Source organism: Micromonospora sp. SD12 (assembly GCF_052068495.1).
GTDB lineage: Bacteria > Actinomycetota > Actinomycetes > Mycobacteriales > Micromonosporaceae > Micromonospora > Micromonospora echinofusca.
Genome location: NZ_JBQHDF010000001.1, coordinates 582234 through 606907, shown reverse-complemented (window position 1 = coordinate 606907; position 24674 = coordinate 582234). Strand labels below are relative to the sequence as shown.

Here is a 24674-nt window from a genome sequence, read left to right as displayed (position 1 = left end):
ATGACCGGCACGACGCTCGACGACTACACCGACCGGTACGCCCGCCGCGTGCGGGGCATGACCGCCTCGGAGATCCGCGCGCTCTTCGCGGTGGCCAGTCGCCCGGAGGTGGTCTCGCTCGCCGGCGGCGCCCCCTACATCGCGGCGCTGCCGCTCGACGCGGTCGGCGAGATGCTCGGCCGGCTCGGTGCCGAGCACGGTGCCACCACCCTCCAGTACGGCATCGGGCAGGGCACCCTGGAGCTGCGCGAACGGATCTGCGAGGTGATGGCGCTCTCCGGCATCGACGCCGCGTGCGGCGCTTCCCCGGACGACGTGGTGGTCACCGTGGGCGGTCAGCAGGCCCTCGACCTGGTGGCCCGGCTCTTCCTCGACCCGGGGGACGTGGTGCTCGCCGAGGGCCCCACCTACGTCGGCGCGCTCGGCGTGTTCCAGGCCGCCCAGGCCCAGGTGGCGCACGTGCCCATGGACGACGACGGGCTGATCCCGGAGGCGCTGGAGGCGGCCATCGCCGAGCAGGCGCGCGCCGGCCGGCGGGTGAAGTTCCTCTACACCATCCCGACCTACCAGAACCCGACCGGCGTGACGCTGACCGAGGAGCGGCGGGAGCGGGTGCTCGACATCTGCGAGCGCGCCGGCCTGCTCGTGGTCGAGGACGACCCGTACGGTCAGCTGGGTTTCGCCGGGGACGCGCCCGCGCCGCTGCGCGCGCGGCGCCGTGACGGGGTCTTCTACCTCAGCACCTTCTCCAAGACCTTCGCACCCGGCCTGCGGGTCGGCTGGATCCTCGCGCCGCACGCCGTCCGCGACAAGCTGGTCATCGCCAGCGAGGCGCAGATCCTCTGCCCGAGCGGCTACGCGCAGGCCGCCGTCTCCACCTACCTCGGCACCATGCCCTGGCGGGAACAGCTCAAGGTCTACCGCGAGGTCTACCGGGAACGACGCGACGCGATGCTCACCGCGTTGGACGACCTGATGCCCGCCGGCACGACCTGGACGACGCCGGCCGGCGGCCTCTTCGTCTGGGCGACCCTGCCCGACGGCCTCGACTCCAAGGCGATGATGCCCCGGGCCATCGCCGCCCGGGTGGCGTACGTGCCGGGCACCGGCTTCTACGCCGACGGCACCGGCACCGGCAACATGCGGCTCAACTTCTCGTTCCCGTCCCCTGAGCGGATCCGCGAAGGCGTGCGCCGGCTGGCCGGCGTGATGGAGCAGGACATCGCCATGCGGCGGGTCTTCGGCACGGTCGGTCGCCCCGGGGCGCGACGCGGGCAGGCCGGCTCGGACGCGCCGGGACCCGACTTGGCATGATTCCGGCATGGTTCCCACCGCTGCCGACCGTTCCGTCGTGACCGACCCCGCCGCCACCGCCGACCTGCGGGTGCTGGTGCTCGCCGGCGGGCTCTCCTACGAGCGTGACGTCTCGCTGCGGTCCGGACGCCGGGTGCTGGACGCCCTCCGGGCCGTCGGCATGGACGCCGAGCTGCGGGACGCCGACGTGGCGCTGCTGCCGGCCCTGGACGCCGACCCGCCGGACGCCGTCGTGATCGCCCTGCACGGCGCCACCGGCGAGGACGGGTCGCTGCGCGGCGTGCTGGACCTCTGCGGCATCCCGTACGTGGGGTGCGACGCCCGCGCGTCGCGGCTGGCGTGGGACAAGCCGTCGGCCAAGGCGGTGCTCCGCGAGGCGGGCATCCCGACCCCCGACTGGGTCGCCCTGCCGCACGACCGGTTCTCCGAGCTGGGTGCCGTGGCGGTACTGGACCGGATCGTCGAGCGGCTGGGGCTACCGCTCATGGTGAAGCCCACGCAGGGCGGTTCGGGGCTGGGCGCCGCTGTGGTCCGGGACGCCGCGTCCCTGCCGGCCGCGATGGTCGGCTGCTTCGCGTACGACTCGACGGCGCTGGTCGAGCGGTACGTGCCCGGCATGGACGTGGCGGTCTCCGTGGTCGACCTGGGCGACGGGCCGCGCGCCCTGCCGGCGGTGGAGATCGTGCCCCGCAACGGGGTGTACGACTACGCGGCCCGCTACACCGCCGGCCGGACGACCTGGCACACGCCCGCACGGCTGGCGCCGGAGGTGGCCGGCGCGGTGGCCGACGTCGCGCTGGCCGCGCACACCGCACTGGGCCTGCGCGATCTCAGCCGCGTCGACCTGATCGTGGACTCCGCAGGACAGCCGCACGTGCTGGAGGTCAACGTCTCGCCGGGGATGACCGAGACCTCGTTGCTGCCGCTCGCGGTCCAGGCCGCCGGCCTGGACTTCGGCAGGATGCTCGGAACACTGGTGGCCCGCGCCGCGACCCGGCGCCCCTGACCGGCCTCTCTCTCCGGGGTCTCGTCCGATCGGTCGTGAGCCCACCAGCTGAGCACGTGAGCCGGCTGCGGCCGGGGACGCTGCGGTGACCGGTCCCGCCGGACCTCCCGCTCGGAGCCACCGAGCGCCCGTTCGAGGAATAGGCAGGACGGACAAGCCCTAGACGCGCGGCCTTCGGGCTTCCGCGGCGGACGCCTCGTCTCCCGGTTCCTCTGCTGGCGGGACCTCCTCGGCGGACTCGATCACGGACACCGCCTCGCCCTCCGTCGGCTCGTCCTCGACCGGGGACTGCCCGGTGAAGCTGGAGGGCGCCTGCCACTGGATGCGCGGCGGCTCGGCCAGCGGGCGGCCGCCGAACTCCGCCAGCCAGGCCGCGACCATGGCGAGGTTCTCTCGCCATTGCGACTCCGAGATGGGCGGCAGGATGGAATCCCACAGGGAGAGGAAGGTCCCCCGCAACTGAAGCTGACCGTAGGGCCGGGCGAGGAACCACATGTGCAGGTGCGCCGAGCCGTCGCCCCAGCGGTTGACGTGCACCCGGGCCACCCCGTCGAGGGACCGGATGGCCCGCTCCAGCCGTACGGTCATCACCCCCAGTTCGGCGGCGAGCAGGTTCGGCAGGTCGCCGAGATCCAGATGCGAGCGGGATTCGAGGATCAGCACCATCGGCAGCCCGGTGGGACGGTCCATGGCGCGTACCCGCCATCGCTCGCCCACCCAGATGTACGCATCGTCCGGGGCGTTGCAGGCGGTGCATTCCCGAAGTCCCTCGCCCCTGCGCGGCGGCTCGACCGGGACCGGATCATCGAGTTGCTTGACACGAAGGTCGCCCTCGAAGGGGAAGGACGGCCACTGGGTGAAGTCCGGAACGGAGGGAGGGGTGTCCTGCACGACGCTGACACTAACCGGTTCCGGCACCGCTGTCCCTACCCGAATGCGCCACGGAGCGATGCCGCTCCGGCCCCGAGGTGGGCGCGCGGAGCGACTTATCCACAGGCACGCACAGGCACCCACAGGCTGATGAGACGCCGGACACATGCCGTCATCCACAGGCTGTCACCCTGTTCCACACGGGGTTTCACGTGAAACGGGGTGGCCTGTGGATAACCCCTGTGGATAACTTCGGCGCCCGGAGCCTCTGCTTCGGGCAGGAGAGCGGTCGTATGGTTCCACGTGAAACCAGCGGACGCCGTCGACGTCGGCCGCACCTCGTCATCGCTCCAGTCCTCGCCCTCGCCCCGCTCGGTCCTCGCCGTGAACGTGACCACCGAGACCGTCATCGTCGTCGCACGTCGTCGCCGCTCCCGACCGCCGAGCGAGCTCCCGATCCCGTGATCGCCGCTCCATGGCCGCCGGGTCCGTCGCCCTCGAATCCGCCGTCTCCAAGTCCGCCGCCCTCGAAGCCCGCGCCTCCCGGTCCACGCTTCTGAGTCCGACGCCTCCGGGTCCGACGCCTCCGGCCTTCGACCGATGGCTGTCCATCGCGCTCCGACCGTCGTCGGCCGTGGGGTCGCCGTTCTCAGCTTCGTTTCCGGCGGGTCGTAGCGACGGATGCACGACGCCGTTGCTCGTCTTACGTTCAGGACCGCCGGAGGGCATCCTGCCGAGCTCACGTCAGGATGCTGCGATCGTCGGTGCGCGTGCGCCGGACCCTCCGGAGCGCTCTGCCAGCAGTCATGAGTGCGACTGGCATCCCAAGACCCGGCGACGGCCCGATCGGGCAGCACCCGAGAAAGTTGGGCCGGGCAGGGTGCGTCAATGAGGCAGTGGGGTTACGGCTCGATCCTGGCGAGCAGACACACGTCCCTCACAGCGCTAACGGTCCCGCTTAGCCGCAGGGGTGGCCCTCCAGGGGTGGCCCTCGGGGTGCCAGAGTCGGCACGAGGCGCTCCGACGCGCTCTCACAGCCCCGGCAGCTGGCCTCGCGGTCCCCTTCGGCAGCCCCTGCTACTGCTTCGCGTTCCTCTGCTCAGTTCGGCTCGGGTGGGTCTCGCCCGTACTCCTCGTTGCCCTCTCGACCGCCCCCCTCTCGACCGCAGAACCGGGGGCCGCAGAACCGGGGGCCGCAGAACCGGGGGCCGCAGAACCGGGGGCCGCAGAACCGGGGGTCGTTTCACGGGAAACGGTCGCGGCGGCGGCTGAGCCAGCAGGCGCCGCCCGCGCGGTTTCACGTGAAACGGCCCCGACCTCCGCGATCCGTTGCCGCGCGCTCGACGCAACAGCGCTGCCGGCTCGTGGAACGGTGAACTCAGCTCCTGGGCGACACAGAACGGCCGCGTGACCCTGAGGGTCACGCGGCCAGCGATGTCTGCCGTTCAACCGACGTGGATCCGCCCGTAGAGCCGGAGCGCGTCGGCCAGGTCAGGCCTCCGGCTCCTCCTCCTGGCCGACGCCGATGAGACCGACGATTCGCTCCAGGTCGTCGACCGTCGCGAACTCAATGGTGATCTTGCCCTTGCTCCGGCCGATGTCCACCTTCACGCGGGTGTCGAACCGGTCGGAGAGCCGGTCGGCCAGATCTGTGAGGGCGGGGGCGTGCGGCTTCGGGCGGCGCTTGGCCGCCTCCTTCTTCGTCGTACCGTCGCTCAGGGCCAGCGCGACGATCTCCTCGGTCGCGCGTACCGAGATCCCCTCGGCGACGATCCGGCGTGCGAGCTGCTCCTGCGCCTCGGCCTCGTCGAGGCTCAGCAGCGCACGGGCGTGCCCGGCGGAGAGGATGCCCGCGGCGACCCGGGTCTGGACCTGCGCGGGCAGGTTGAGCAGTCGGATGGTGTTCGAGATCTGCGGCCGGCTCCGCCCGATGCGCCGGGCGAGTTCCTCGTGGGTGGCGCCGAACTCGTCCAGCAGTTGCTGGTACGCGGCCGCCTCCTCCAGCGGGTTCAGGTTCGCCCGATGGATGTTCTCCAGCAACGCGTCGCGGAGCATGGCGTCGTCGTGGGTGTCCCGGACGATCGCCGGGATCTTCTCCCGCCCGACGGCCTGCGCGGCCCGCCAGCGTCGCTCGCCCATGACGAGCTCGTACTTCTCGTCGTCGAGCTGCCGTACGACGATCGGCTGGAGGAAGCCGACCTCCTGGATCGAGGTCTTCAGCTCCTCCAAGGCGTCCTCGTCGAAGACCTGGCGGGGCTGCTTCGGGTTCGGCAGGATCGCGTCGACCGGAATCTCGGCGAACCGGGCCCCCGGGACGGGGCTGAGTACGGGCTCCGGCTCGGGCTGCACAGCGGCGGGCGGCCTCGCCACGACGGGTGCCGACTCCTCCGGGGCGTCGACGGCGATCGACGCCTCAGCCGTCGCAGGCGGTTCTACGGCGGGGGTCGGCTCCACCACTGCGGTCGGCGCCGGCCCGGTCGGGATGAGGGCCCCCAGGCCCCGCCCCAGACCGCCCCGAGGACGGTTCTTCATGCCACGCCTCCCAGCGACAGTTCCGCACTACGCATTCCGGCCCACCGGCTCCTTGACGCCACGCTCGGCGATCTCCTGGGCGGCTTCGAAGTAACTCGTCGCCCCCCGCGACCCCGGATCGTAGGTCATCACGGACTGGCCGTAGCTGGGTGCCTCCGAGACGCGGACGTTGCGGGGGATGACCGCCTGGAGCACCTTGTCGCCGAAGTGGTTCCGCACGTCCTGCTCGACGGCGTCGGCCAGCCGGGTACGCCGGTCGTACATGGTGAGCAGGATGGTGGAGACGTCGAGCTTGGGGTTGAGGTGCTGGCGGACCAGGTTGATGTTGTTGATGAGCTGGTTCAGCCCCTCCAGCGCGTAGTACTCGCACTGGATCGGGATGAGCACCTCCTGCGCGGCCACGAGCGCGTTGACCGTCAGCAGGCCGAGCGAGGGCGGGCAGTCGATGAAGACGTAGTCGAAGTGGCCGGGGTAGGCGGCGATCGCCCGGGCCAGCCGCGACTCGCGGGCGACCACCGACACCAGCTCGATCTCCGCGCCGGCGAGGTCGATCGTCGCCGGTACGCACCAGAGGTTGGGGATGCCCTCGACGCCCTGGGCGACCTCCTCCAGCGGCACGCTGTTGATGAGGCAGTCGTAGACGTCCGGCACACCGGTGTGGTGCGGGACGTTCAGCCCGGTGGAGGCGTTTCCTTGCGGATCGAGATCGACCACCAGCACCCGGTTGCCGTGCAGGGCGAGTGCCACCGCAAGGTTCACCGTGGTCGTGGTCTTCCCCACGCCGCCCTTCTGGTTCGCGACGCACATGACCCGGGTCCGTTCCGGCCGAGGCATCGTCACCTCGCCACTCGGATTAAGGATCTGCACGGCGCGCATCGCCTCCATAGCCAACGGTGGGTCATCCTCTTCGCGCGTCGGGGTTTCACGTGAAACGTACGCGGCCTCGGCAGCACTGGCTCCCGGGGCGGCGGTCGTGTCGGTGACGTGAACGGGTTCGGGGGTCGCGTCCGGCACGGAGTCCGGGGTGGGCTGCTGCGGCACGGGAAGCTCGAAACGGGCCGAGGCCGAGGCGTTACGCCGGATCGGAACCACCCGGCCGCCGGCCGAGTTGCCGGCGCGCGGCACGTCGGGAGCGGCGCGCGTCGCCGGGCGCTCCGGTCCAACCGCCTCGGCGTCGGACGGCCAGACGGCCGCGTCCCAGCCGGGCGGCCGGAGCGACGGGCCGTCGGGCGCCCAGTTGGGGTAGTCGGTTTCACGTGAAACGGGGTCGCCCGCTGACCCCGTCACGCGTGGATCGTCGTGCCTTCCGTCGTCATGCACCTGTCATCCCTGCCCGCTTCGGATGGTCGGTCCGCACCCCGTCAACTGGCCGCACGCGATCGCACCGCGGAGCGTACGGCCCGGCGGGAGCGGCGGGACCGGTGAACGTCCGTTGCCGCCCGCTCCACACTATCGACGCGCAGCCAGCCTACGGCTCACGGGCGCAGCCGGTCCACGTCGGGTTCTCATCCTTCCGTCCACCCGTACCGGTTCAACGACGCAACCGCCGGCCGGGAAGCCGGCATCGCGTACATCCGAAACGGTGTCCGAGAGGGACTCAGCGCCGCCGGGACCGGCCGCCTCGCGACCTCTTCGGGGCCTTCGGCCGGGCCGGCCCCACCATCCGCTCCCGCACGATCTCCACCACCGTCGTCGGCGGATCGATCACGCCCTCGCCGCAGCGGTGCACCTCGGGCTCGCCGCCGCCGAGCCGGGCGACCGTCTGCGCGTGCTCGGCGATCTCGTCGGCCGCGGACGCGCCCTTGAGGGCGATCAGCCGACCGCCGGGGACGGCCAGGGGCAGGCACCACGTCGAGAGCCGGTCCAGCGGCGCGACAGCGCGCGCCGTGACCACGTCCCCGCTCAACGGGCCGACGCCCGTCGCGCCGGTCGCCGCCTCGTCGGCCCGCCCCCGGAACACCCGGACCATCTTCGCCAGGCCCAGGTGCTGCACCGCCTCGATGAGGAAGGAGGTGCGGCGGGCGAGCGGCTCGATCAGGGTCACGGTCAGGTCGGGACGCGCGATGGCCAGCACCAGGCCGGGCAGCCCGGCGCCGGAGCCGACGTCAAGGACCGTCGCCCCCTGCGGGATCCGCTCGGCCACCGCCGCGCAGTTGAGCAGGTGGCGGTCCCAGATCCGGGGCGCCTCGCGCGGGCCGATCAGGCCGCGGACCACGCCGTCGGTGGCGAGCAGTTCGGCGTACGCGGCCGCCAGGTCCAGCCGGTCGCCGAAGAGCGCGCGGGCCGCCCCGGCCAGTTCCGGCGGCAGCACCGCCACGGTCGGGGAGGGCGCGTCCTGAGCAGCCCCGGCCGGGGGTGTCGCGCCCTCGGAGGCGTCGCCCGGAGACGGCGGGTCCTCCGGGCCCGCCGCCGGCGACGACGCGGCCTCGGGAGCGGCAGCCGAAGACGGCCGGCCCTCGGGAGCGGCAGCCGAAGACGGCATGGCCTCGGAAGCGTCGGCCGAAGGCATCGGGACCGAAGGAGCGTCGGCCGAGGACGGCGTCGCGTCCTCGGGAGCGTCGCCCGAGGACGGCGTCGCAGCCTCAGGAGCGCCGGTCGGGGGCGCGGAGGTGTCGGGGTTCACGGGCGGCTCGGGCCGGACAGGCGACGGCCCGGGCGGCGTGCCACCCGGGCCGTCCACGGCACCGGCCGTGGTGTCGTCGTGGGTCACCCGGTCAGTCCGCCGGCCGGACGATGATGCGGCGGTTCGGCTCGACGCCCTCGGACTCGCTCTCCACACCGCTCATCGCGTTGACGACGTCGTGTACGCACTTGCGCTCGAACGCGGACATGGGCTCCAGGCGTACGGGCTCGCCGTACTCCTTGACCTTCTCCACGGCGTTCTTGGCAACGGCGGCGAGTTCCTTGCGGCGGGTCGCCCGGTAGCCGCCGACGTCGAGCAGCAGCCGGCTCGGGGTGCCGGTCTGCCGGAAGACGGCCAGCCGGGCGAGCTCCTGGAGGGCCTCCAGGGTGGCACCGCGCTGGCCGACCAGGTTCTGCAGCCGGCCGCCCACCACCTCGACGACGGGACGACCGCCGGAGACCAGCTCGTCGATGTCGCCGTCGTAGTCGAGGATGTCGAGCAGGCCCTCGACGTAATCGGCCGCGATCTCGCTCTGCCGGAACAGTTCGCTCTCGCCGACGGCCTTCTTCTCCTTGGGGCCCGACTCCTCGTCGGTCTCCTCGGTCTCGCCGTTCACCGCGGTCGGCTCGGTCCCCTCCTCGTCCAGGGACTCGTCGGCGCGGGGGGTGCTGGTGTCGGTCACGGTCTCATCTCCGTACTCGCTCGGCCGGACCGTCGGGTCCGCTGGTTTCCCGGGGCCGGCGGGAGGTCGCCGGTGCCCACGGGCACGTCTGTCGTACGGGCAGTCTCGCCCGTGGCCGCGCCGCGCGCGGCGGTTCCGCCCGGCGCCGGCCGTACGGCGGCTGCGCGGTGCGGAACGGGCCGCCGTCGGTCTCCCGACGGCGGCCCGAATGTCCTCAGCCCTGCCGCTTGGCGGGGCGGCTCTTCTTCGGGTTGGCCGGCTTGGCGCCCGGCTTGGGGCCGGCGACCTTGGGCGCGGCCGGCTTCGCCGGGGCCTGGGGGGCCGCCTTGGCGCGGCCGAGCAGACCGCCCGTCTTCGCCGGCTGCACCGGGTTGCGGGTCGAGGTGCCCGGCTTGCTGGTGGCGGTGGGCGGCGGCGGGAACTTCCGCAGCACCCACTGCTGCTGCGCCAGGGTGAAGAGGTTGTTCGTGACCCAGTAGATGATCACACCGATGGGGAAGATGGCGCCGGAGATGAGCAGCGACAGCGGGATGCCGTAGAGCATCAGCTTCTGGATCATCCGCTGCTGCGGGTCCTCGGCCCAGCCGGTCTTGAGGATCATCTGGCGGCTGGTGAGGTAGGTGGTGCCCATCATCACCAGGACGAGGATGCCGGCGATGATCTTCACGGTGGTGCCGTTGGCGCCGAGCCGGGCCAGTTCCTCGGCGGTGGAGCCGAACTTGCCGGCGATCGGGGCGGTGAAGAGCTTCGCCGCCGAGGCGCTCTCGAACTGGCCGAGCGTCCAGCCGTAGAGGGTCTTGCCGGCCTCGCTCTTGTCCGGGTTGAGGCGGCGGAGCACGTGGAAGAGGCCCAGGAAGACGGGGATCTGGAGGAACATCGGAAGGCAGCCCATGAGCGGGTTGGCCTTTTCCTTCCGATAGAGCTCCATCATCTCTTTCTGGAGCGTCTCCCGGTCACCCTTGTGCTTCTCCTGCAGCGCCTTGACCTGCGGCTGGAGGGCCTGCATCGCCCGCTGCGACTTGATCTGCTTGACGAAGACGGGGAAGAGGATCACCCGGACGGTGACCACGAGGAAGACGATGGCGAGGATCCAGGCCCAGTTGGTGCCGATCACCGCCGCGTCCGGCACCCCGATGGCGTCCCAGGCCCCATGCCAGGCCAGCAGGATCCACGAAATCGCGTAGTAGATCCAGTCGAGACTCAATTCTCAGGCTCCAGTCACATCGGCACGGCGGCGGCCGCCCGGCTCCGGCACCGGGTCGTGTCCACCTGGGTGGAAGGGGTGGCAGCGCAACAACCGCCGGGCCGTCAGGCCCGCTCCCCGGATCGCGCCGTGAACCGCCACCGCCTCCAGGGCGTAGGCACTGCACGACGGGTAGAACCGGCAGCGGGCCGGCAGAGCCGGACTTATCCACCGACGGTACGCGACGATCGGCCCGCTCAGCACCCGGGCACCGATCGTCGCGGGCCGGGGCCCGGTCGCTCCGGTGGTCACCGGGACCGCCGTCCGCGGGGTGCCTTCGCGGCGGCGATCGCCGCGTCCAGATCGGCACCGAGTCGCGGGTACGACGTGTCGGCCGCGGCGGGCAGCGCCCGTACGACCAGGGTGCTGCCGGCGGGCAGGGCGGCCAGCCGCTCGCGGACCAGGTGTCGCAGGCGACGGCGGACCCGGTTGCGGACCACGGCGTTCCCGACGGCCTTGGACACGACGAAGCCGGCGCGGGCCGGTGCGGAGGGTTGCTCCGTACCGATGCTCCGCGCCGGCTCCGGCGAGGTTGCTGTCGCGGGTTCGGGGGTCGTCGGCTGGCTCAGGTGGACGACGACGGCACCACGGCCGGCGCGTCGGCCACCCCGGACCGCTGCGGCGAAGTCAGTGCTGCGCCGCAGTCGCTGTGCGGCCGCCAGCACGACTGCCCACGTCCCCCGGACCTGACCCGGTCGGCCTCAGGCCGACAGGCGGGCGCGGCCCTTGGAACGACGGGTCGAAAGGATGGCGCGGCCGGCACGGGTGCGCATGCGCAGCCGGAAGCCGTGGGTCTTCGCGCGCCGGCGGTTGTTCGGCTGGTAGGTGCGCTTGCTCACGTCAGGCTCTCCGTTTTCGTACGCCCCGGGCGAGGGGTCGCCGGGATCGTGTGGTGGTCCAGGCCACCTCGGCGGTGGCCCCCGATCGGTGCTGCCCGGCGGCGCGGGACCTCGGCGATGCGGGGAAGCGACCGCGGACAGCAAGCACCTATCACCCTAGCAGAGGGCGAGAGAGCAGCCGTTCCAGCCTACGCAGGGCGGCAACCACCGTCAAACACCTCCAGCAGGGCGGACACCGGGCCCCGTGGGCGACCGATGCGGCGGTTTTCGCTGATGTTGCCAAGGGTCGCCGCGCGTCGGCGGTTGATGGCGTGCCGACAACGCTGTTACCGTGCCCGATTGCGGTCAGCGTCGAAAGGTCCGGTCGTCGCCGGCGGGCAAGACCGGACAAGGTAGTGAATCGTTCGGCACGGTGAACCCGCTTCAGCGCCCGTCCAGGCAGGGGGCAGGTCCGACCCGCGTCCGGCGGGCGGCCACAATCGGTGCGTACACAGGCTGTGGATAACTTGTGGACGAGGACCGGTCGGTCGCCCGGTGGGTGTCGTTCCACCCGCGCGTACGCGGCGGGTCCGGGGACGGCCGACCGGAGATGACGGCGGCGTCGGCGCAGCAGAGGCGAGGGGGGTGGCACGACGGTGACCGGTACGACCGACCTTGCCGCGGTGTGGACAGCAACGACCGACGAACTCGCCGACGAGATCATCTCCGCGCAGCAGCGGGCGTACCTGCGGCTGACCCGGCTGCGGGCCATCGTCGAGGACACCGCGCTGCTCTCCGTCCCGGACGCCTTCACCCGGGACGTGATCGAGTCGCGGCTGCGCCCGGCGATCACGGAGGCGCTCACCCGCCGGCTGGGTCGGCCGATCCAGGTCGCGGTGACCGTCCGCGTGCCCGAGGACGGCTCCGGCCGCCCGGCGGGGACCGTCTACCGCAGCGTCCCCGAGTCCGGGCCCGCCGACCACGACGGCGGGCCGCTCGACCACGTCGACGCGCCGGCCGGCTTCGACGGGATGGTCGGTCAGCGCGACGGCGGGGCCTTCGACGGCGGGCAGCCGCCGCTCATCCCCGAGCAGGCGCACCCCCAGCGTCGCCCCGACGGCCCGGCGCCGGGCGACGAGGGGCACCGGCCCGGCGACCGGGGCGGGCAGGAGGCCCTGTTCAGCACCCACTTCGCCGAGCCGCCGGACCGGTCGGCGCCGCCCCGGCACCCGGGCGAGCGCCGGGGCTACGACGAGCAGGCCGCCCGGTTGGACCCGCCGGCCGCCGACGCCCGGGGTTACGAGCCCCGCTACCGCGAGGACGCCGTCTCCCCCCGCGACCAGCACGTCATCCGGGCGCTGCCCCGCGACACCGGCACCGACAGCGGGCCCGGACGCGGTGGCGCGGATCACCATCGGCCCGGTGGCCGGGACGACCGCCGGCTGCCCGGCGCCGACAGCGGCGGCAACCGGCTCAACCCCAAGTACATGTTCGAGACGTTCGTCATCGGCTCGTCCAACCGCTTCGCCCACGCCGCGAGCGTGGCGGTCGCCGAGTCGCCCGCGAAGGCGTACAACCCGCTGTTCATCTACGGCAGCTCGGGGCTGGGCAAGACGCACCTGCTGCACGCCATCGGGCACTACGCCACGACGCTGGGCAACGCCCGCTCGGTCCGGTACGTCTCGACCGAGGAGTTCACCAACGACTTCATCAACTCGCTCCGGGACGACAAGACCAGTGCGTTCCAGCGGCGCTACCGCGACGTCGACATCCTGTTGATCGACGACATCCAGTTCCTGGAGAACCGCGAGCGTACGCAGGAGGAGTTCTTCCACACCTTCAACACCCTGCACAACGCCAACAAGCAGATCGTGATCACCTCGGACCGGTCGCCGAAGCAGCTCGCGACCCTGGAGGACCGGCTGCGTACCCGCTTCGAGTGGGGGCTGCTCGCCGACATCCAGCCGCCCGACCTGGAGACCCGGATCGCGATCCTGCAGAAGAAGGCCGCGCAGGAGCGCCTCTACGCGCCGCCGGACGTGCTGGAGTTCATCGCCTCGCGGGTGTCGAACTCGATCCGGGAGCTGGAGGGCGCGCTGATCCGGGTCACGGCGTTCGCCAGCCTGACCCGCTCGACGGTCGAGCTGTCGCTGGCCGAGGAGGTGCTGCGGGACTTCATCCCCGACGGCGCCGGGCCCGAGATCACCGCCGACCAGATCATGGTCTCCACGGCGGACTACTTCGGGGTGAGCCTGGAGGACCTGCGCGGCCACTCCCGCTCCCGGGTGCTGGTGAACGCCCGCCAGGTGGCCATGTACCTGTGCCGGGAGCTGACCGACCTGTCGCTGCCCCGCATCGGGCAGGCCTTCGGCGGCCGGGACCACACCACGGTCATGCACGCCGACCGCAAGATCCGTCAGCAGATGGCCGAGCGGCGCTCGCTCTACAACCAGATCGCGGAGCTGACCAACCGGATCAAGCAGAACACCTGAGCGACGCCCGACAGGTCGCCGCGCGGCGTCAGGTGCGCCGCACGCACGCTGTCGATCGCGTATGCCCGCCGCCCGCGCGGCGGAGAGGGGCCACGGAGGCGCCCGGCCGGACCACCGGTCGGGCGTTTCTTCGTTCTCCACAGCCCGTCCGGCTTGACCCTCGACATGGTGTAGGCCACAGCATCGAGCCCGTGTCCGTACACAGCCCGGATCGTTGTCCACAACTCGTCATCCACAGCCTGTGGGAAACTACGATCCGTCCACGCCCCGGTTACCCACAGGTTGTGGACAAACCCTGGGGACGAGCTGTGGACGCCTGGGGACAACCGGCTCGTTGTCCACCGACGACGGTGGGCCTGTGGGAAACCTGTTGAAGGTTCTGGGGATGACGCCGTCGGCACGGCTTCCGCCTGTCCACAGGTCTGGGGAGAAAGTCGGTGGATAACCGGTGGATAACCGGTGGACGACGGTGGACAACCTGGGGGCGCCGACCGCCTGTGGACCGGGACACGAGTTGTACCCCGGGTTCTCCACAGGTAAACCACCGGTGGATAACGTGTCTGAGCTGCGCAAACGCGGGTTCTCCACAGTTTGCACAGGTGCGATGAAGATGACGAGTTATCTCTTCTAAGAGAACAAAAACCAATCATCACCGTTGGACTTCCTGTGGATTGGCCGGAACGCCGTCGTGGACGGCCTCCCGGCACCAGAAGTCCACGGGGTCGGGCGCACAGCCGATGCCCACGCGCCCTAAGGTGCGATGGGTACCCGCACGGACAGGCGGGTCGGTAGGCAGCGGTCGGCATGAGAGAGTTGTCGCTGACGTCGACGCGGAGGCATTGATGAAGTTCCGAGTGGAGCGCGACGCGCTCGCCGAGGCCGTGGCCTGGACCGCGAAGAGCCTGCCCAACCGGCCGTCCGTACCGGTGCTCGCGGGCGTGATGCTGCGCGTCACCGACGGCCACCTGCAGGTCTCGGGCTTCGACTACGAGGTCTCCAGCCAGGTCACCGTCGAGGTGCAGGGGGACGCCGACGGCGCCGCCCTGGTCTCCGGCCGGCTGCTCGCCGAGATCACCAAGGCGCTGCCGGCCAAGCCGGTGGACATCGCCGCCGTCGGCGCCCACCTCGAACTGGTCTGCGGCAGCGCCCGGTTCACCCTGCCCACCATGCCGGTCGAGGACTACCCGTCCCTGCCGGAGATGCCGGAGAGCGCCGGAACCGTCGACGCCGCCGCGTTCGCCTCGGCGGTCGCCCAGGTCGCCGTGGCCGCCGGCCGCGACGAGACGCTGCCGATGATGACCGGCGTACGCATCGAGCTCTCCGGCGGCACGCTGGCCATGCTCGCCACCGACCGCTACCGGCTGGCCCTGCGCGAGATGGAGTGGAACCCGGACGACCCCGAGGTGAGCATCAACGCCCTCGTGCCGGCCCGGACCCTGAACGACACCGCCAAGGCCCTCGGCCCGATCGGCGGCCAGGTCACCATGGCGCTGTCCCAGGGCAAGAGCGGCGAGGGGATGATCGGCTTCGCCGGCGGCACCCGGCGCACCACCAGCCGGCTGCTCGACGGGGCGAACTACCCGCCGGTGCGCTCGCTCTTCCCGGCCAGCCACAACGCCGAGGCGCGGGTGCCCGTCAGCACCCTGATCGAGGTCGTCAAGCGCGTCGCCCTGGTGGCCGAGCGGACCACCCCGGTGCTGCTCAGCTTCAGCGCCGACGGCCTGGTGGTCGAGGCCGGCGGCACCGAGGAGGCGCGGGCCAGCGAGGCCATGGAGGCCACCTTCACGGGCGACCCGCTGACGATCGGCTTCAACCCCCAGTACCTGATCGACGGCCTGACCAACCTGGGGGCCCAGTTCGCCGTGCTCTCGTTCGTCGACGCCTTCAAGCCCGCGGTGATTTCGCCCGCCGGCGAGGATGGCGAGGTCATCCCCGGGTACCGGTACCTCATCATGCCGATCCGCGTCTCCCGCTGATCGCATCCCGAGAAGACCCCGACGCACGGAGGTAGGAACACATGCAGCTCGGCCTGGTAGGGCTCGGCCGGATGGGCGGCAACATGCGCGAGCGGTTGCGCGCCGCCGGGCACGAGGTGGTCGGCTTCGACCACAACGCGGAGCTGAGCGATGTTGCGACCCTGGCGGAGCTGGCGGAGAAGCTGGAGTCCCCCCGCGCGGTCTGGGTCATGGTCCCCGCCGGGGTCACCGACGCGACCATCGACGAACTCGCCGGCATCCTCGGCGAGGGCGACATCATCATCGACGGCGGCAACTCCCGCTTCAGCGACGACGCACCGCGGGCGGAGCGGCTCAACGAGCGTGGCATCGGCTACATCGACGTCGGCGTCTCCGGCGGCGTCTGGGGCCGGCAGAACGGCTACGCGCTGATGGTCGGCGGCGCCCAGGAGCACGTCGACCGGCTGATGCCGATCTTCGAGTCGCTGAAGCCGGAGGGCGAGTTCGGCTTCGTGCACGCCGGGCCGGTCGGCGCCGGGCACTACGCCAAGATGGTGCACAACGGCATCGAGTACGGCCTCATGCACGCCTACGCCGAGGGCTACGAGCTGCTGGCCAAGTCCGAGCTGGTCACCAACGTGCCGGGGGTGTTCAAGTCCTGGCGCGAGGGCACCGTGGTGCGCTCCTGGCTGCTCGACCTGCTGGACCGGGCACTCGACGAGGACCCGGAGCTGGCCGAGCTGAGCGGCTACACGGAGGACACGGGCGAGGGCCGCTGGACGGTCGACGAGGCGGTCCGGCTCGCCGTGCCGCTCAACGTGATCACCGCCTCGCTCTTCGCCCGCTTCGCCTCCCGCCAGGACGACTCGCCGGCCATGAAGGCCGTCGCCGCGCTGCGTCAGCAGTTCGGCGGTCACGCCGTCCACAAGCGCTGACGGGAATCCACGCACCTGTGTACGTCCGCCGGCTCGAACTGGTCGACTTCCGCTCGTACGAGCGGGTCGGCGTCGACCTGGAGCCGGGGGCCAACGTCCTGACCGGCGCCAACGGCGTCGGCAAGACGAACCTGGTCGAGGCGCTGGGCTACGTGGCGACCCTGGATTCGCACCGGGTCGCCACGGACGCCCCCCTCGTCCGGATGGGCGCCGCCTCGGCGGTGATCCGCTGCGCGGTCGTGCACGAGGGCCGCGAGCTGCTGATCGAGCTGGAGATCGTGCCGGGCAAGGCCAACCGGGCCCGGCTGGGACGCTCGCCGGCCCGTCGGGCGCGCGACGTACTCGGCGCGCTGCGGCTCGTGCTGTTCGCCCCGGAGGACCTTGAACTCGTCCGGGGCGACCCGGCCGAGCGCCGCCGCTACCTCGACGACCTGCTGGTCAGCCGCCAGCCCCGCTACGCCGGGGTGCGCGCCGACTACGAGCGGGTGGTCAAGCAGCGCAACGCACTGCTGCGCACCGCGTACCTGGCCCGCAAGACGGGTGGGTCGCGCGGCGGGGACCTGTCGACCCTGGCGGTGTGGGACACGCACCTGGCCCGGCACGGCGCCGAGCTGCTCGCCGGCCGGCTCGAACTGGTCGCCGCGCTGGGCCCGCACGTGACGAAGGCGTACGACGCGGTGGCGGCGGGACGGGGTGCCGCCGGGATCGCGTACCGGCCGTCGGTGGAGCTGGCGGAGCCCACCACCGACCGGGAGGCGCTGGCGGCGGCGCTGACCGCCGCGCTCGTCGAGTCCCGCGCCGCCGAGGTGGAGCGGGGCACCACCCTGGTCGGCCCGCACCGCGACGAGCTGGCGCTGACCCTGGGGCCGCTGCCCGCCAAGGGCTACGCGAGCCACGGCGAGTCCTGGTCGTACGCCCTGGCTCTGCGGCTCGCCGGCTACGACCTGCTGCGTTCCGACGGCATCGAGCCGGTGCTGGTGCTCGACGACGTCTTCGCCGAGCTGGACGCCGGACGGCGGGAGCGGCTGGCGGAGCTGGTCGGCGGGGCGAGCCAGCTGCTCGTGACCTGCGCGGTCGACGAGGACGTGCCGGTGTCCCTGCGCGGCACCCGGTACGCGGTGGGCGAGGGGACGGTGCGGCGTGTCGGATGAGCAGCAGCTTCCGCCGGCCCGCCTCGGCCCCGGCCGCGGTGGCGCACCGCCCGGCGGGGAGCCCGGCGGCGAACCGGCGGCCGGGGCGAGCGGCCCGGAGCTGGCGCGGGCGGTGCTGGACGCGGCGAAGGCGCGCCGGGACGCGGCGGCCCGCACGCGCCGGCGTGCCCCCGGCGGGGGAGGCGACGGCGAGGGCGGCCAGCGGCGCCTGCGGGGCTACTCCGGCCCGGGGCCGGACCCGCGCGACCCGCAGCCGCTCGGTGCGGTGCTCAACCGGCTCGTGAAGGCACGCGGCTGGCAGCAGCCGGCGGCCGAGGCGACGGTGTTCGGCGCCTGGGAGCGGGTGGTCGGCCCGGAGGTGGCCCAGCACAGCCGGCCGGTGAAGCTGGAGGACGGCGAGCTGACCGTGGAGGCCCGCTCGACCGCGTGGGCCACCCAACTGCGCCTGCTGGCCGGCTCACTGCTGAAGCAGATCGCCAGCGAGGTCGGCCACAACGTGGTGCGCAAGCTGCACATCCACGGCCCCGCCGCGCCGTCCTGGTCGAAGGGCCCGCGCCGGGTCCGTGGCCGAGGCCCACGCGACACCTACGGCTGACGCTAGCGTCCCTCGCGCCGGGCCTCCCGCTCGGCGCGCTTGCGTTCCCGCTGCTCGCGGCTCCACTGCTTGCGCCGCTCCAGGTCCTGCTTCCATGCCTCCCGGGCGTGGTTGGAGCCGCCCTGCACCGCGCCCTGCACCTCGGGCGGGCCCGCGAGGCGCCGGAACGCCCAGGCCATCAGGCGTCCGCCCTCGCCGGGGGCCTTCGGGGTGGGCTTCTCCTCGGTCATCGCCTGGCCTCCGGTGCGCGCTGAACGGTTGGTCTACAAAACATTGGTACACCAATCATTGGTACGCTCGCAACGACGACGAGGAGGTGGGTCCGTGACCGACCAGCCCGACGGGGATCCCCTGGCGCTGGAACAGCAGGTGTGCTTCGCGCTCTCCGTCGCCGCGCGCGGCGTCGTCGCGGTCTACCGGCCCCTGCTGGAACCGATGGGGCTGACCCATCCGCAGTACCTGGTGATGCTCGCGCTCTGGCAGCACGCGCCGCTGTCCGTACGCGACCTCAGCCGGCTGCTCCAGCTCGATCCCGGCACCCTCTCGCCGCTGCTCAAGCGGCTGGAGGCGGCCGGCTACGTCCGGCGCGAGCGCGACCCCGCAGACGAGCGGAGCCTCGCGGTGACGCTGACCGCCGCCGGCCAGGCCCTGCGGGAGCGGGCCGAGCGGATCCCGCCCGCGATCGTCGAACGGCTCGGCATGCCGGTCGAGGAGCTGCGCCACCTGCACACCGTGCTGACCCGGGTCATCGACGCCGCCAACCGCGCGGGCGGGTCCGGCGCCACCTCAGGAACTCAGGCGTCGGCGTAGACGGCGAAGCCGCGGTCGGCGCAGCGCCGGTAGAAGGCGGCCAGCACGGCCAGTTCGGCGCAGGTGAAGTTCCACTGCGGCGGCTCGCCGCTCTCGTCGCGTAGCGCGTCCAGGCGGCTGTCGAGCCAGCGCAACTGCTGCTCGGCCAACCGCCCGTCGGCGAGCAGCGACCGCAGCACCGTGCTCACCGACTCGAAGGTGACGGCCTCGCCGTGCGGACGGTGGCCCGCCACGAACCGCTCGATGCCGCCGGCGACCCAGGCGCAGCCGTCGGGATCGATTACCGGGTCCTCGTCCTCGGCCGCCGCGTCCGTGGCGTAGAGCACACCCTCGAGGCCGAGCAGCAGGTCGACCAGCTCGGTGTACGCGGTCGCCCGCACGGTGCCGGTCTTGGCGATCAGCTCGGCGAGCGCCGCCGTGGGCGCGGAGATGCGGGGCATGTCGACGATGTCGCCGAAGTCGACGAACTCGGCCGGCGCGACCGGGTCGTAGAAGCGGCCGGTCCGCGGCCACTGCACCGCGACGTTGTCCAGCCCCATCTGGCGTCACCTCTTCGAGAGCACGGGTAGTTCCTATCGGCTCGATCGTCCGGTTCCGGCCGGAAAAGATCAAGGCCGGGCCTGCGGCGTGGCGGCGGTCGCGTCTCCGGCCGTCCGGCCGGCACCGATCGTCAGGCGGCGGCGCCCCCGAACGCCCCCTGGCGTGTAGGGGGAGTCGTGGGCGGCGCGGTTCGGGCGGCTACGTCGGTCTCAGCCGCCTCGCAGGGGGTGCCGAGTGGTGGTTCTGTCGTCCGCGCACAGTAAGATTGACCCTGAGACGAAGACCCGGTGCGGAGCGACGAGACACGGGCCCGGAGCGGGGCCCGCGATCATTGTCCACGTCGGGTCGAGCCGATCGCGATCCGCGGGCAACCGCGGCGACCGGCGCGTTCGACCCGCACCCCGGAATTGTCCCCGGTGTCGGTCCGCGCGCCGACGTCGCGTCCTGTCCGCCGAACCCGCGCCCGACGCGCCACCAGGTGCGGACGGCGCGAGAAAGTGGCCGAAGGTGGCAGCGCAGGACAAGCAGGAGTACGGCGCCGGGTCGATCACCGTTCTCGAGGGGCTGGAGGCGGTCCGGAAGCGCCCCGGTATGTACATCGGGTCCACCGGTGAGCGCGGTCTGCACCACCTGGTGTGGGAGGTCGTCGACAACGCGGTGGACGAGGCGCTGGCCGGCCACTGCGACACCATCGACGTGGTGCTGCTCGCCGACGGCGGCGTCCGGGTCACCGACAACGGCCGGGGCTTCCCGGTCGACCTGCACCCGAAGCTGAAGAAGCCGGGTGTCGAGGTGGCGCTGACCGTGCTGCACGCGGGCGGCAAGTTCGACGGCAAGGCGTATGCGGTCTCCGGCGGTCTGCACGGCGTCGGCGTCTCCGTGGTGAACGCCCTCTCCACGAAGATGGCGGTGGAGATCCACAAGTCCGGCTCCGTCTGGCGGCAGCAGTACCACAACTCCAAGCCGACCCCGCTGGAGAAGGGCGAGTCGACCGACCGGACCGGCTCCGCGGTCGCCTTCTGGCCCGACCCGGACGTGTTCGAGACGGTCGACTTCGACTTCCAGACGATCTACCGGCGGATCCAGGAGATGGCCTTCCTCAACCGGGGCCTCACCATCCACCTGCTCGACGAGCGGGTCCCGGAGGAGGAGGACGGCCGCCAGCGCGAGGTCACCTTCTGCTACAAGGGCGGCATCGCCGACTTCGTCCGGCACCTCAACGCCTCGAAGAACCCGATCCACAAGACCGTGGTCGAGTTCGGCGCCGAGGAGGAGGGCATGTCGGTCGAGATCGCCATGCAGTGGAACGAGTCGTACGGCGAGTCGGTCTACACCTTCGCCAACACGATCAACACCCACGAGGGCGGTACGCACGAGGAGGGCTTCCGGGCCGCGCTGACCAGCGTCGTCAACCGCTACGGCACCGACAAGAAGCTGCTCAAGGGCGACGAGAAGCTCTCCGGTGAGGACATCCGCGAGGGCCTGGCCGCGATCATCTCGGTCAAGCTGGCCAACCCGCAGTTCGAGGGCCAGACCAAGACCAAGCTGGGCAACACCCCGGTGAAGAGCTTCGTGCAGCGCGTCTGCAACGAGTGGCTGGTCGACTGGTTCGACCGCAACCCGGCCGAGGCGAAGATCATCATCCAGAAGGCGTCCCAGGCCGCCCGGGCCCGGATCGCCGCGCAGCAGGCGCGCAAGCTGGCCCGGCGCAAGTCCCTGCTGGAGTCCGGCTCGATGCCGGGCAAGCTGGCCGACTGTCAGTCCACCGACCCGCGCGAGTCCGAGGTCTTCATCGTCGAGGGCGACTCGGCCGGCGGCTCGGCCAAGCAGGGGCGCGACCCGCGTACCCAGGCGATCCTGCCGATCCGGGGCAAGATCCTCAACGTGGAGAAGGCCCGGATCGACCGGGTGCTGAAGAACAACGAGGTCCAGGCGCTGATCACCGCGCTGGGCACCGGCATCCACGACGACTTCGACATGGAGAAGCTGCGCTACCACAAGGTGGTGCTGATGGCCGATGCTGACGTCGACGGCCAGCACATCCAGACGCTGCTGCTCACGCTGCTCTTCCGCTTCATGCGCCCGCTGGTCGAGATGGGGCACGTCTACCTGGCCGCCCCGCCGCTCTACAAGATCAAGTGGAACAAGCGCGGCGACGACGCGCAGTACGCGTACTCGGACCGCGAGCGCGACGGCCTGATCACGCTGCGCCAGCAGAAGAAGCCCAACGCGAAGCCGGACGACATCCAGCGCTTCAAGGGTCTCGGCGAGATGAACTACCCCGAACTGTGGGAGACCACGATGAACCCGGCGACGCGTACGCTGCGTCAGGTCACGCTCGACGACGCGGCCACCGCCGACGAGTTGTTCAGCGTGCTGATGGGTGAGGACGTCGAGGCGCGCCGCTCGTTCATCCAGCGCAACGCCAAGGACGTCCGGTTCCTGGACATCTGACGGACCTCGGCGGGCCGGCCGGTCATCCACCGGCCGGCCCACCGATCCACAGAGTTATCCACAGCGCGGCCGGTATCCACAGCCGTTATCCACAGCACGAAAACGACTCTGAGTCTGATAAGGGTTAACAAGTGACCGATATCCCCGAGTCCACACCCAACGAGCCCGAGGTCCCCGAGACCATCGCCGCCGTCGTCGCGCACGACCGCATCGAACCGGTCGGGCTCGAGGTGGAGATGCAGCGCTCCTACCTCGACTACGCGATGAGCGTCATCGTCGGGCGGGCGCTGCCGGACGTCCGGGACGGGCTCAAGCCGGTCCACCGCAAGATTCTCTACGCCATGTTCGACTCCGGCTACCGGCCGGACCGGGGCTACGTGAAGTGCTCCCGCGTGGTCGGCGACGTGATGGGTCAATTCCACCCGCACGGCGACTCGGCGATCTACGACGCGCTGGTCCGGATGGCGCAGCCCTGGTCGCTGCGCTACCCCCTGGTCGACGGCAACGGCAACTTCGGCTCGCCCGGAAACGATCCGGCTGCGGCCATGAGGTACACCGAGTGCAAGCTCGACCCGCTGGCCATGGAGATGCTGCGGGACATCGACGAGGACACCGTCGACCTCCAGGACAACTACGACGGCCGGGCCAAGGAGCCCACCATCCTGCCGTCGCGGATCCCGAACCTCCTCGTCAACGGCTCCGAGGGCATCGCGGTCGGCATGGCCACCAAGATCCCGCCGCACAACCTGCGCGAGATCGGCGCGGCCGTGCAGTGGTGCCTGGAGCACCCGGAGGAGGACGAGGCCACCACGCTCGACGCGCTGCTGGAGATCGTCAAGGGGCCGGACTTCCCCACCCACGGCCTGATCGTGGGCACCCAGGCGATCCAGGACGCGTACCGCACCGGGCGCGGGTCGATCCGGATGCGCGCCGTGGTGGAGGTCGAGGAGGACAAGCGGGGCCGCCCCTGCCTGGTCGTCAGCGAGCTGCCCTACCAGGTGAACCCGGACAACCTGGCCGAGCGGATCGCCGAGCTGATCAAGGAGGGCAAGCTCGCCGGCATCGCCGACATCCGCGACGAGTCCTCCGGGCGTACGGGCATGCGGATCGTGCTCGTGCTCAAGCGCGACGCGGTCGCCAAGGTGGTGCTGAACAACCTCTACAAGCACACCCAGCTCCAGGAGACCTTCGGCGCCAACATGCTGGCACTGGTCGACGGAGTGCCGCGCACGCTGAACCTGGCCCAGTTCATCCGCTACTACGTCGAGCACCAGATCGACGTCATCCGCCGGCGGACGGCGTTCCGGCTGCGCAAGGCCGAGGAGCGGGCGCACATCCTGCGCGGCCTGTCCAAGGCGCTGGACGCCCTCGACGAGGTCATCGCCCTGATCCGGCGCTCGCCCACGGTCGAGGACGCCCGGCAGGGCCTGATCCGGCTGCTGGAGATCGACGAGATCCAGGCGACCGCGATCCTCGACATGCAGCTGCGCCGGCTCGCCGCGCTGGAACGGCAGCGGATCCTGGACGACCTGGCCAAGCTGGAGCTGGAGATCGCCGACCTCAAGGACATCCTCGCCAAGCCCGAACGGCAGCGCAGGATCGTCTCGGAGGAGCTGGGCGAGATCGTCGCCAAGTGGGGCGACGAGCGGCGCACCAAGATCGTGCCGTTCGAGGGCGAGGTCTCCATGGAGGACCTCATCGCCCGCGAGGACGTGGTGGTCACGATCACCCGTACGGGTTACGCGAAGCGGACCAAGGTCGACCTCTACCGGTCCCAGCGCCGCGGTGGCAAGGGTGTCAGCGGGGCGACCCTCCGGCAGGACGACATCGTCAGCCACTTCTTCGTATGCTCGACGCACGACTGGATGCTCTTCTTCACCAACAAGGGGCGCGTCTACCGGGCGAAGGCGTACGAGCTGCCCGAGGCCAGTAGGGTGGCCAAGGGCCAGCACGTGGCCAACCTGCTCGCGTTCCAGCCCGACGAGCAGATCGCGCAGATCATCGAGATTCCGAACTACCAGGTGGCTCCCTACCTGGTACTTGCCACGAAGAACGGCCTGGTGAAGAAGACTCGGCTCGAGGAGTTCGACTCCCCCCGGTCCGGCGGCATCATCGCGATCAACCTGCGCGACGAGGACGAGCTGGTCGGGGCGGCGCTCGTCGCGCCGGAGGAGGATCTGCTCCTGGTCTCGAAGAACGCGCAGGCGATCCGGTTCAACGCCAGCGACGAGGCGCTGCGCCCGATGGGGCGCGCCACCTCGGGCGTGATCGGCATGCGCTTCAGCGAGGACGACGTCCTGCTTGCCATGGAGGTCGTCCGCGAAGGGCTGGACGTCCTGGTGGCCACGAACGGGGGATATGCGAAACGCACCCCGATCGAGGAATACCCCGTGCAGGGCCGGGGAGGTAAGGGCGTGCTGACTGCGAAGATCACCGAGCGGCGCGGTGGTCTGGTCGGCGCGGTGGTGATCGACCCGGACGACGAGCTGTTCGCGATCACCAGCAACGGTGGTGTCATCCGGACTCCGGTGAAGCCTGTACGCCGTACGCGTGACCGGAACACAATGGGGGTCAAGCTGATGGACCTCCCGGATGGCGTGACTATCGTGGCGATTGCTCGCAATGCCGACGAGCCTGACGAACAGGACTAGTTG

20 protein-coding genes and 1 pseudogene are annotated in these 24674 nt (G+C 71.4%); 10 read left to right on the top strand and 11 right to left on the bottom strand.

The annotated features are described in order from the left end of the window. On the top strand, positions 1–1314 hold the full coding sequence (locus ACTMS2_RS02865) for a PLP-dependent aminotransferase family protein (RefSeq protein ID WP_441173915.1): 1314 nt from the start codon (positions 1–3) through the stop codon (positions 1312–1314). Between the two features lie 7 nt (positions 1315–1321). Further along, positions 1322–2320, top strand: a complete 999-nt coding sequence (locus ACTMS2_RS02860; RefSeq protein ID WP_441173914.1) for a D-alanine--D-alanine ligase family protein — start codon at positions 1322–1324, stop codon at positions 2318–2320. A 296-nt stretch (positions 2321–2616) separates the two neighbouring features. On the opposite strand, the pseudogene ACTMS2_RS02855 reads toward ACTMS2_RS02860, so the two are convergent. The 9 genes and pseudogenes from ACTMS2_RS02855 to rpmH all read right to left on the bottom strand — a co-directional run. Continuing rightward, positions 2617–3211, bottom strand: a pseudogene (locus ACTMS2_RS02855) (hypothetical protein); the annotation flags it as partial. 1470 nt (positions 3212–4681) lie between these two features. Continuing rightward, the gene (locus tag ACTMS2_RS02850) at positions 4682–5722 is read right to left on the bottom strand and encodes a ParB/RepB/Spo0J family partition protein (protein WP_441173912.1); all 1041 of its coding nucleotides are present in this window, start codon (positions 5720–5722) and stop codon (positions 4682–4684) included. A gap of 27 nt (positions 5723–5749) precedes the next feature. Next, positions 5750–7042, bottom strand: a complete 1293-nt coding sequence (locus ACTMS2_RS02845) for a ParA family protein (RefSeq protein WP_441173910.1) — start codon at positions 7040–7042, stop codon at positions 5750–5752. 277 nt (positions 7043–7319) lie between these two features. Then, positions 7320–8204, bottom strand: coding sequence for a 16S rRNA (guanine(527)-N(7))-methyltransferase RsmG (gene rsmG / locus ACTMS2_RS02840; protein WP_441173909.1), 885 nt, complete (start codon positions 8202–8204; stop codon positions 7320–7322). 232 nt (positions 8205–8436) lie between these two features. Next, the gene (locus ACTMS2_RS02835) at positions 8437–9027 is read right to left on the bottom strand and encodes a Jag family protein (RefSeq protein WP_441173908.1); all 591 of its coding nucleotides are present in this window, start codon (positions 9025–9027) and stop codon (positions 8437–8439) included. A 214-nt stretch (positions 9028–9241) separates the two neighbouring features. Further along, positions 9242–10231 carry a membrane protein insertase YidC gene (gene yidC / locus ACTMS2_RS02830; RefSeq protein ID WP_089002794.1) on the bottom strand — a complete coding sequence of 330 codons (990 nt, stop codon included), beginning with the start codon at positions 10229–10231 and terminating at the stop codon, positions 9242–9244. A gap of 3 nt (positions 10232–10234) precedes the next feature. Continuing rightward, complete coding sequence (yidD, locus tag ACTMS2_RS02825; protein WP_231926251.1) at positions 10235–10474, bottom strand: membrane protein insertion efficiency factor YidD; 240 nt, start codon at positions 10472–10474, stop codon at positions 10235–10237. A gap of 44 nt (positions 10475–10518) precedes the next feature. Beyond that, positions 10519–10935 carry a ribonuclease P protein component gene (rnpA, locus tag ACTMS2_RS02820; protein ID WP_363892004.1) on the bottom strand — a complete coding sequence of 139 codons (417 nt, stop codon included), beginning with the start codon at positions 10933–10935 and terminating at the stop codon, positions 10519–10521. A 36-nt stretch (positions 10936–10971) separates the two neighbouring features. Then, on the bottom strand, positions 10972–11109 hold the full coding sequence (rpmH, locus tag ACTMS2_RS02815; RefSeq protein WP_089002791.1) for a 50S ribosomal protein L34: 138 nt from the start codon (positions 11107–11109) through the stop codon (positions 10972–10974). 635 nt (positions 11110–11744) lie between these two features. Between rpmH and dnaA the strand changes: the two genes are divergently transcribed. The 5 genes from dnaA to ACTMS2_RS02790 all read left to right on the top strand — a co-directional run bounded on the left by dnaA (position 11745) and on the right by ACTMS2_RS02790 (position 18216). After that, entirely contained in the window at positions 11745–13580 is a 1836-nt protein-coding gene (dnaA, locus tag ACTMS2_RS02810) for a chromosomal replication initiator protein DnaA (RefSeq protein ID WP_441173907.1), read from the top strand. 842 nt (positions 13581–14422) lie between these two features. Then, positions 14423–15556: a DNA polymerase III subunit beta gene (gene dnaN, locus ACTMS2_RS02805; protein WP_101413456.1), complete on the top strand. Its 1134-nt coding sequence runs from the start codon at positions 14423–14425 to the stop codon at positions 15554–15556. A gap of 41 nt (positions 15557–15597) precedes the next feature. Further along, complete coding sequence (gene gnd, locus ACTMS2_RS02800) at positions 15598–16470, top strand: phosphogluconate dehydrogenase (NAD(+)-dependent, decarboxylating) (RefSeq protein ID WP_357717477.1); 873 nt, start codon at positions 15598–15600, stop codon at positions 16468–16470. Between the two features lie 17 nt (positions 16471–16487). Next, positions 16488–17621 carry a DNA replication/repair protein RecF gene (gene recF, locus ACTMS2_RS02795; protein WP_441173906.1) on the top strand — a complete coding sequence of 378 codons (1134 nt, stop codon included), beginning with the start codon at positions 16488–16490 and terminating at the stop codon, positions 17619–17621. After that, on the top strand, positions 17611–18216 hold the full coding sequence (locus ACTMS2_RS02790; protein WP_441173904.1) for a DUF721 domain-containing protein: 606 nt from the start codon (positions 17611–17613) through the stop codon (positions 18214–18216). The genes recF and ACTMS2_RS02790 overlap by 11 nt, the downstream gene beginning before the upstream one ends. A gap of 2 nt (positions 18217–18218) precedes the next feature. On the opposite strand, the gene ACTMS2_RS02785 is transcribed toward ACTMS2_RS02790, so the two are convergent. Beyond that, positions 18219–18446, bottom strand: a complete 228-nt coding sequence (locus tag ACTMS2_RS02785; RefSeq protein WP_089002785.1) for a hypothetical protein — start codon at positions 18444–18446, stop codon at positions 18219–18221. A gap of 94 nt (positions 18447–18540) precedes the next feature. Here ACTMS2_RS02785 and ACTMS2_RS02780 point away from each other — a divergent pair, with 94 nt between their 5' ends. Beyond that, positions 18541–19026, top strand: coding sequence for a MarR family winged helix-turn-helix transcriptional regulator (locus ACTMS2_RS02780; RefSeq protein ID WP_441173903.1), 486 nt, complete (start codon positions 18541–18543; stop codon positions 19024–19026). Here ACTMS2_RS02780 and ACTMS2_RS02775 read toward each other — a convergent pair. Next, a complete protein-coding gene (locus ACTMS2_RS02775; protein ID WP_101413461.1) occupies positions 19011–19565 on the bottom strand; it encodes a hypothetical protein in 555 nt (184 codons plus the stop codon). The genes ACTMS2_RS02780 and ACTMS2_RS02775 overlap by 16 nt on opposite strands. Positions 19566–20073: 508 nt before the next feature. Here ACTMS2_RS02775 and gyrB point away from each other — a divergent pair. Both gyrB and gyrA read left to right on the top strand, forming a co-directional pair. Beyond that, the gene (gene gyrB, locus ACTMS2_RS02770) at positions 20074–22020 is read left to right on the top strand and encodes a DNA topoisomerase (ATP-hydrolyzing) subunit B (protein WP_441173901.1); all 1947 of its coding nucleotides are present in this window, start codon (positions 20074–20076) and stop codon (positions 22018–22020) included. Positions 22021–22151: 131 nt separating this feature from the next. Continuing rightward, positions 22152–24671, top strand: coding sequence for a DNA gyrase subunit A (gyrA, locus tag ACTMS2_RS02765; RefSeq protein WP_357866783.1), 2520 nt, complete (start codon positions 22152–22154; stop codon positions 24669–24671). Positions 24672–24674: the final 3 nt, after the last annotated feature.

What these genes read in the sequence shown, in the direction of transcription:
- ACTMS2_RS02865 (WP_441173915.1), top strand. Translation starts at nt 1, where the DNA reads ATGACCGGCACGACGCTCGACGACTACACCGACCGGTACGCCCGCCGC.
- ACTMS2_RS02860 (WP_441173914.1), top strand. Translation starts at nt 1,322, where the DNA reads ATGGTTCCCACCGCTGCCGACCGTTCCGTCGTGACCGACCCCGCCGCC.
- ACTMS2_RS02850 (WP_441173912.1), bottom strand. Translation starts at nt 5,722, where the DNA reads ATGAAGAACCGTCCTCGGGGCGGTCTGGGGCGGGGCCTGGGGGCCCTC.
- rsmG (WP_441173909.1), bottom strand. Translation starts at nt 8,204, where the DNA reads ATGCCGTCTTCGGCTGCCGCTCCCGAGGGCCGGCCGTCTTCGGCTGCC.
- dnaN (WP_101413456.1), top strand. Translation starts at nt 14,423, where the DNA reads ATGAAGTTCCGAGTGGAGCGCGACGCGCTCGCCGAGGCCGTGGCCTGG.
- gnd (WP_357717477.1), top strand. Translation starts at nt 15,598, where the DNA reads ATGCAGCTCGGCCTGGTAGGGCTCGGCCGGATGGGCGGCAACATGCGC.
- ACTMS2_RS02785 (WP_089002785.1), bottom strand. Translation starts at nt 18,446, where the DNA reads ATGACCGAGGAGAAGCCCACCCCGAAGGCCCCCGGCGAGGGCGGACGC.
- ACTMS2_RS02775 (WP_101413461.1), bottom strand. Translation starts at nt 19,565, where the DNA reads ATGGGGCTGGACAACGTCGCGGTGCAGTGGCCGCGGACCGGCCGCTTC.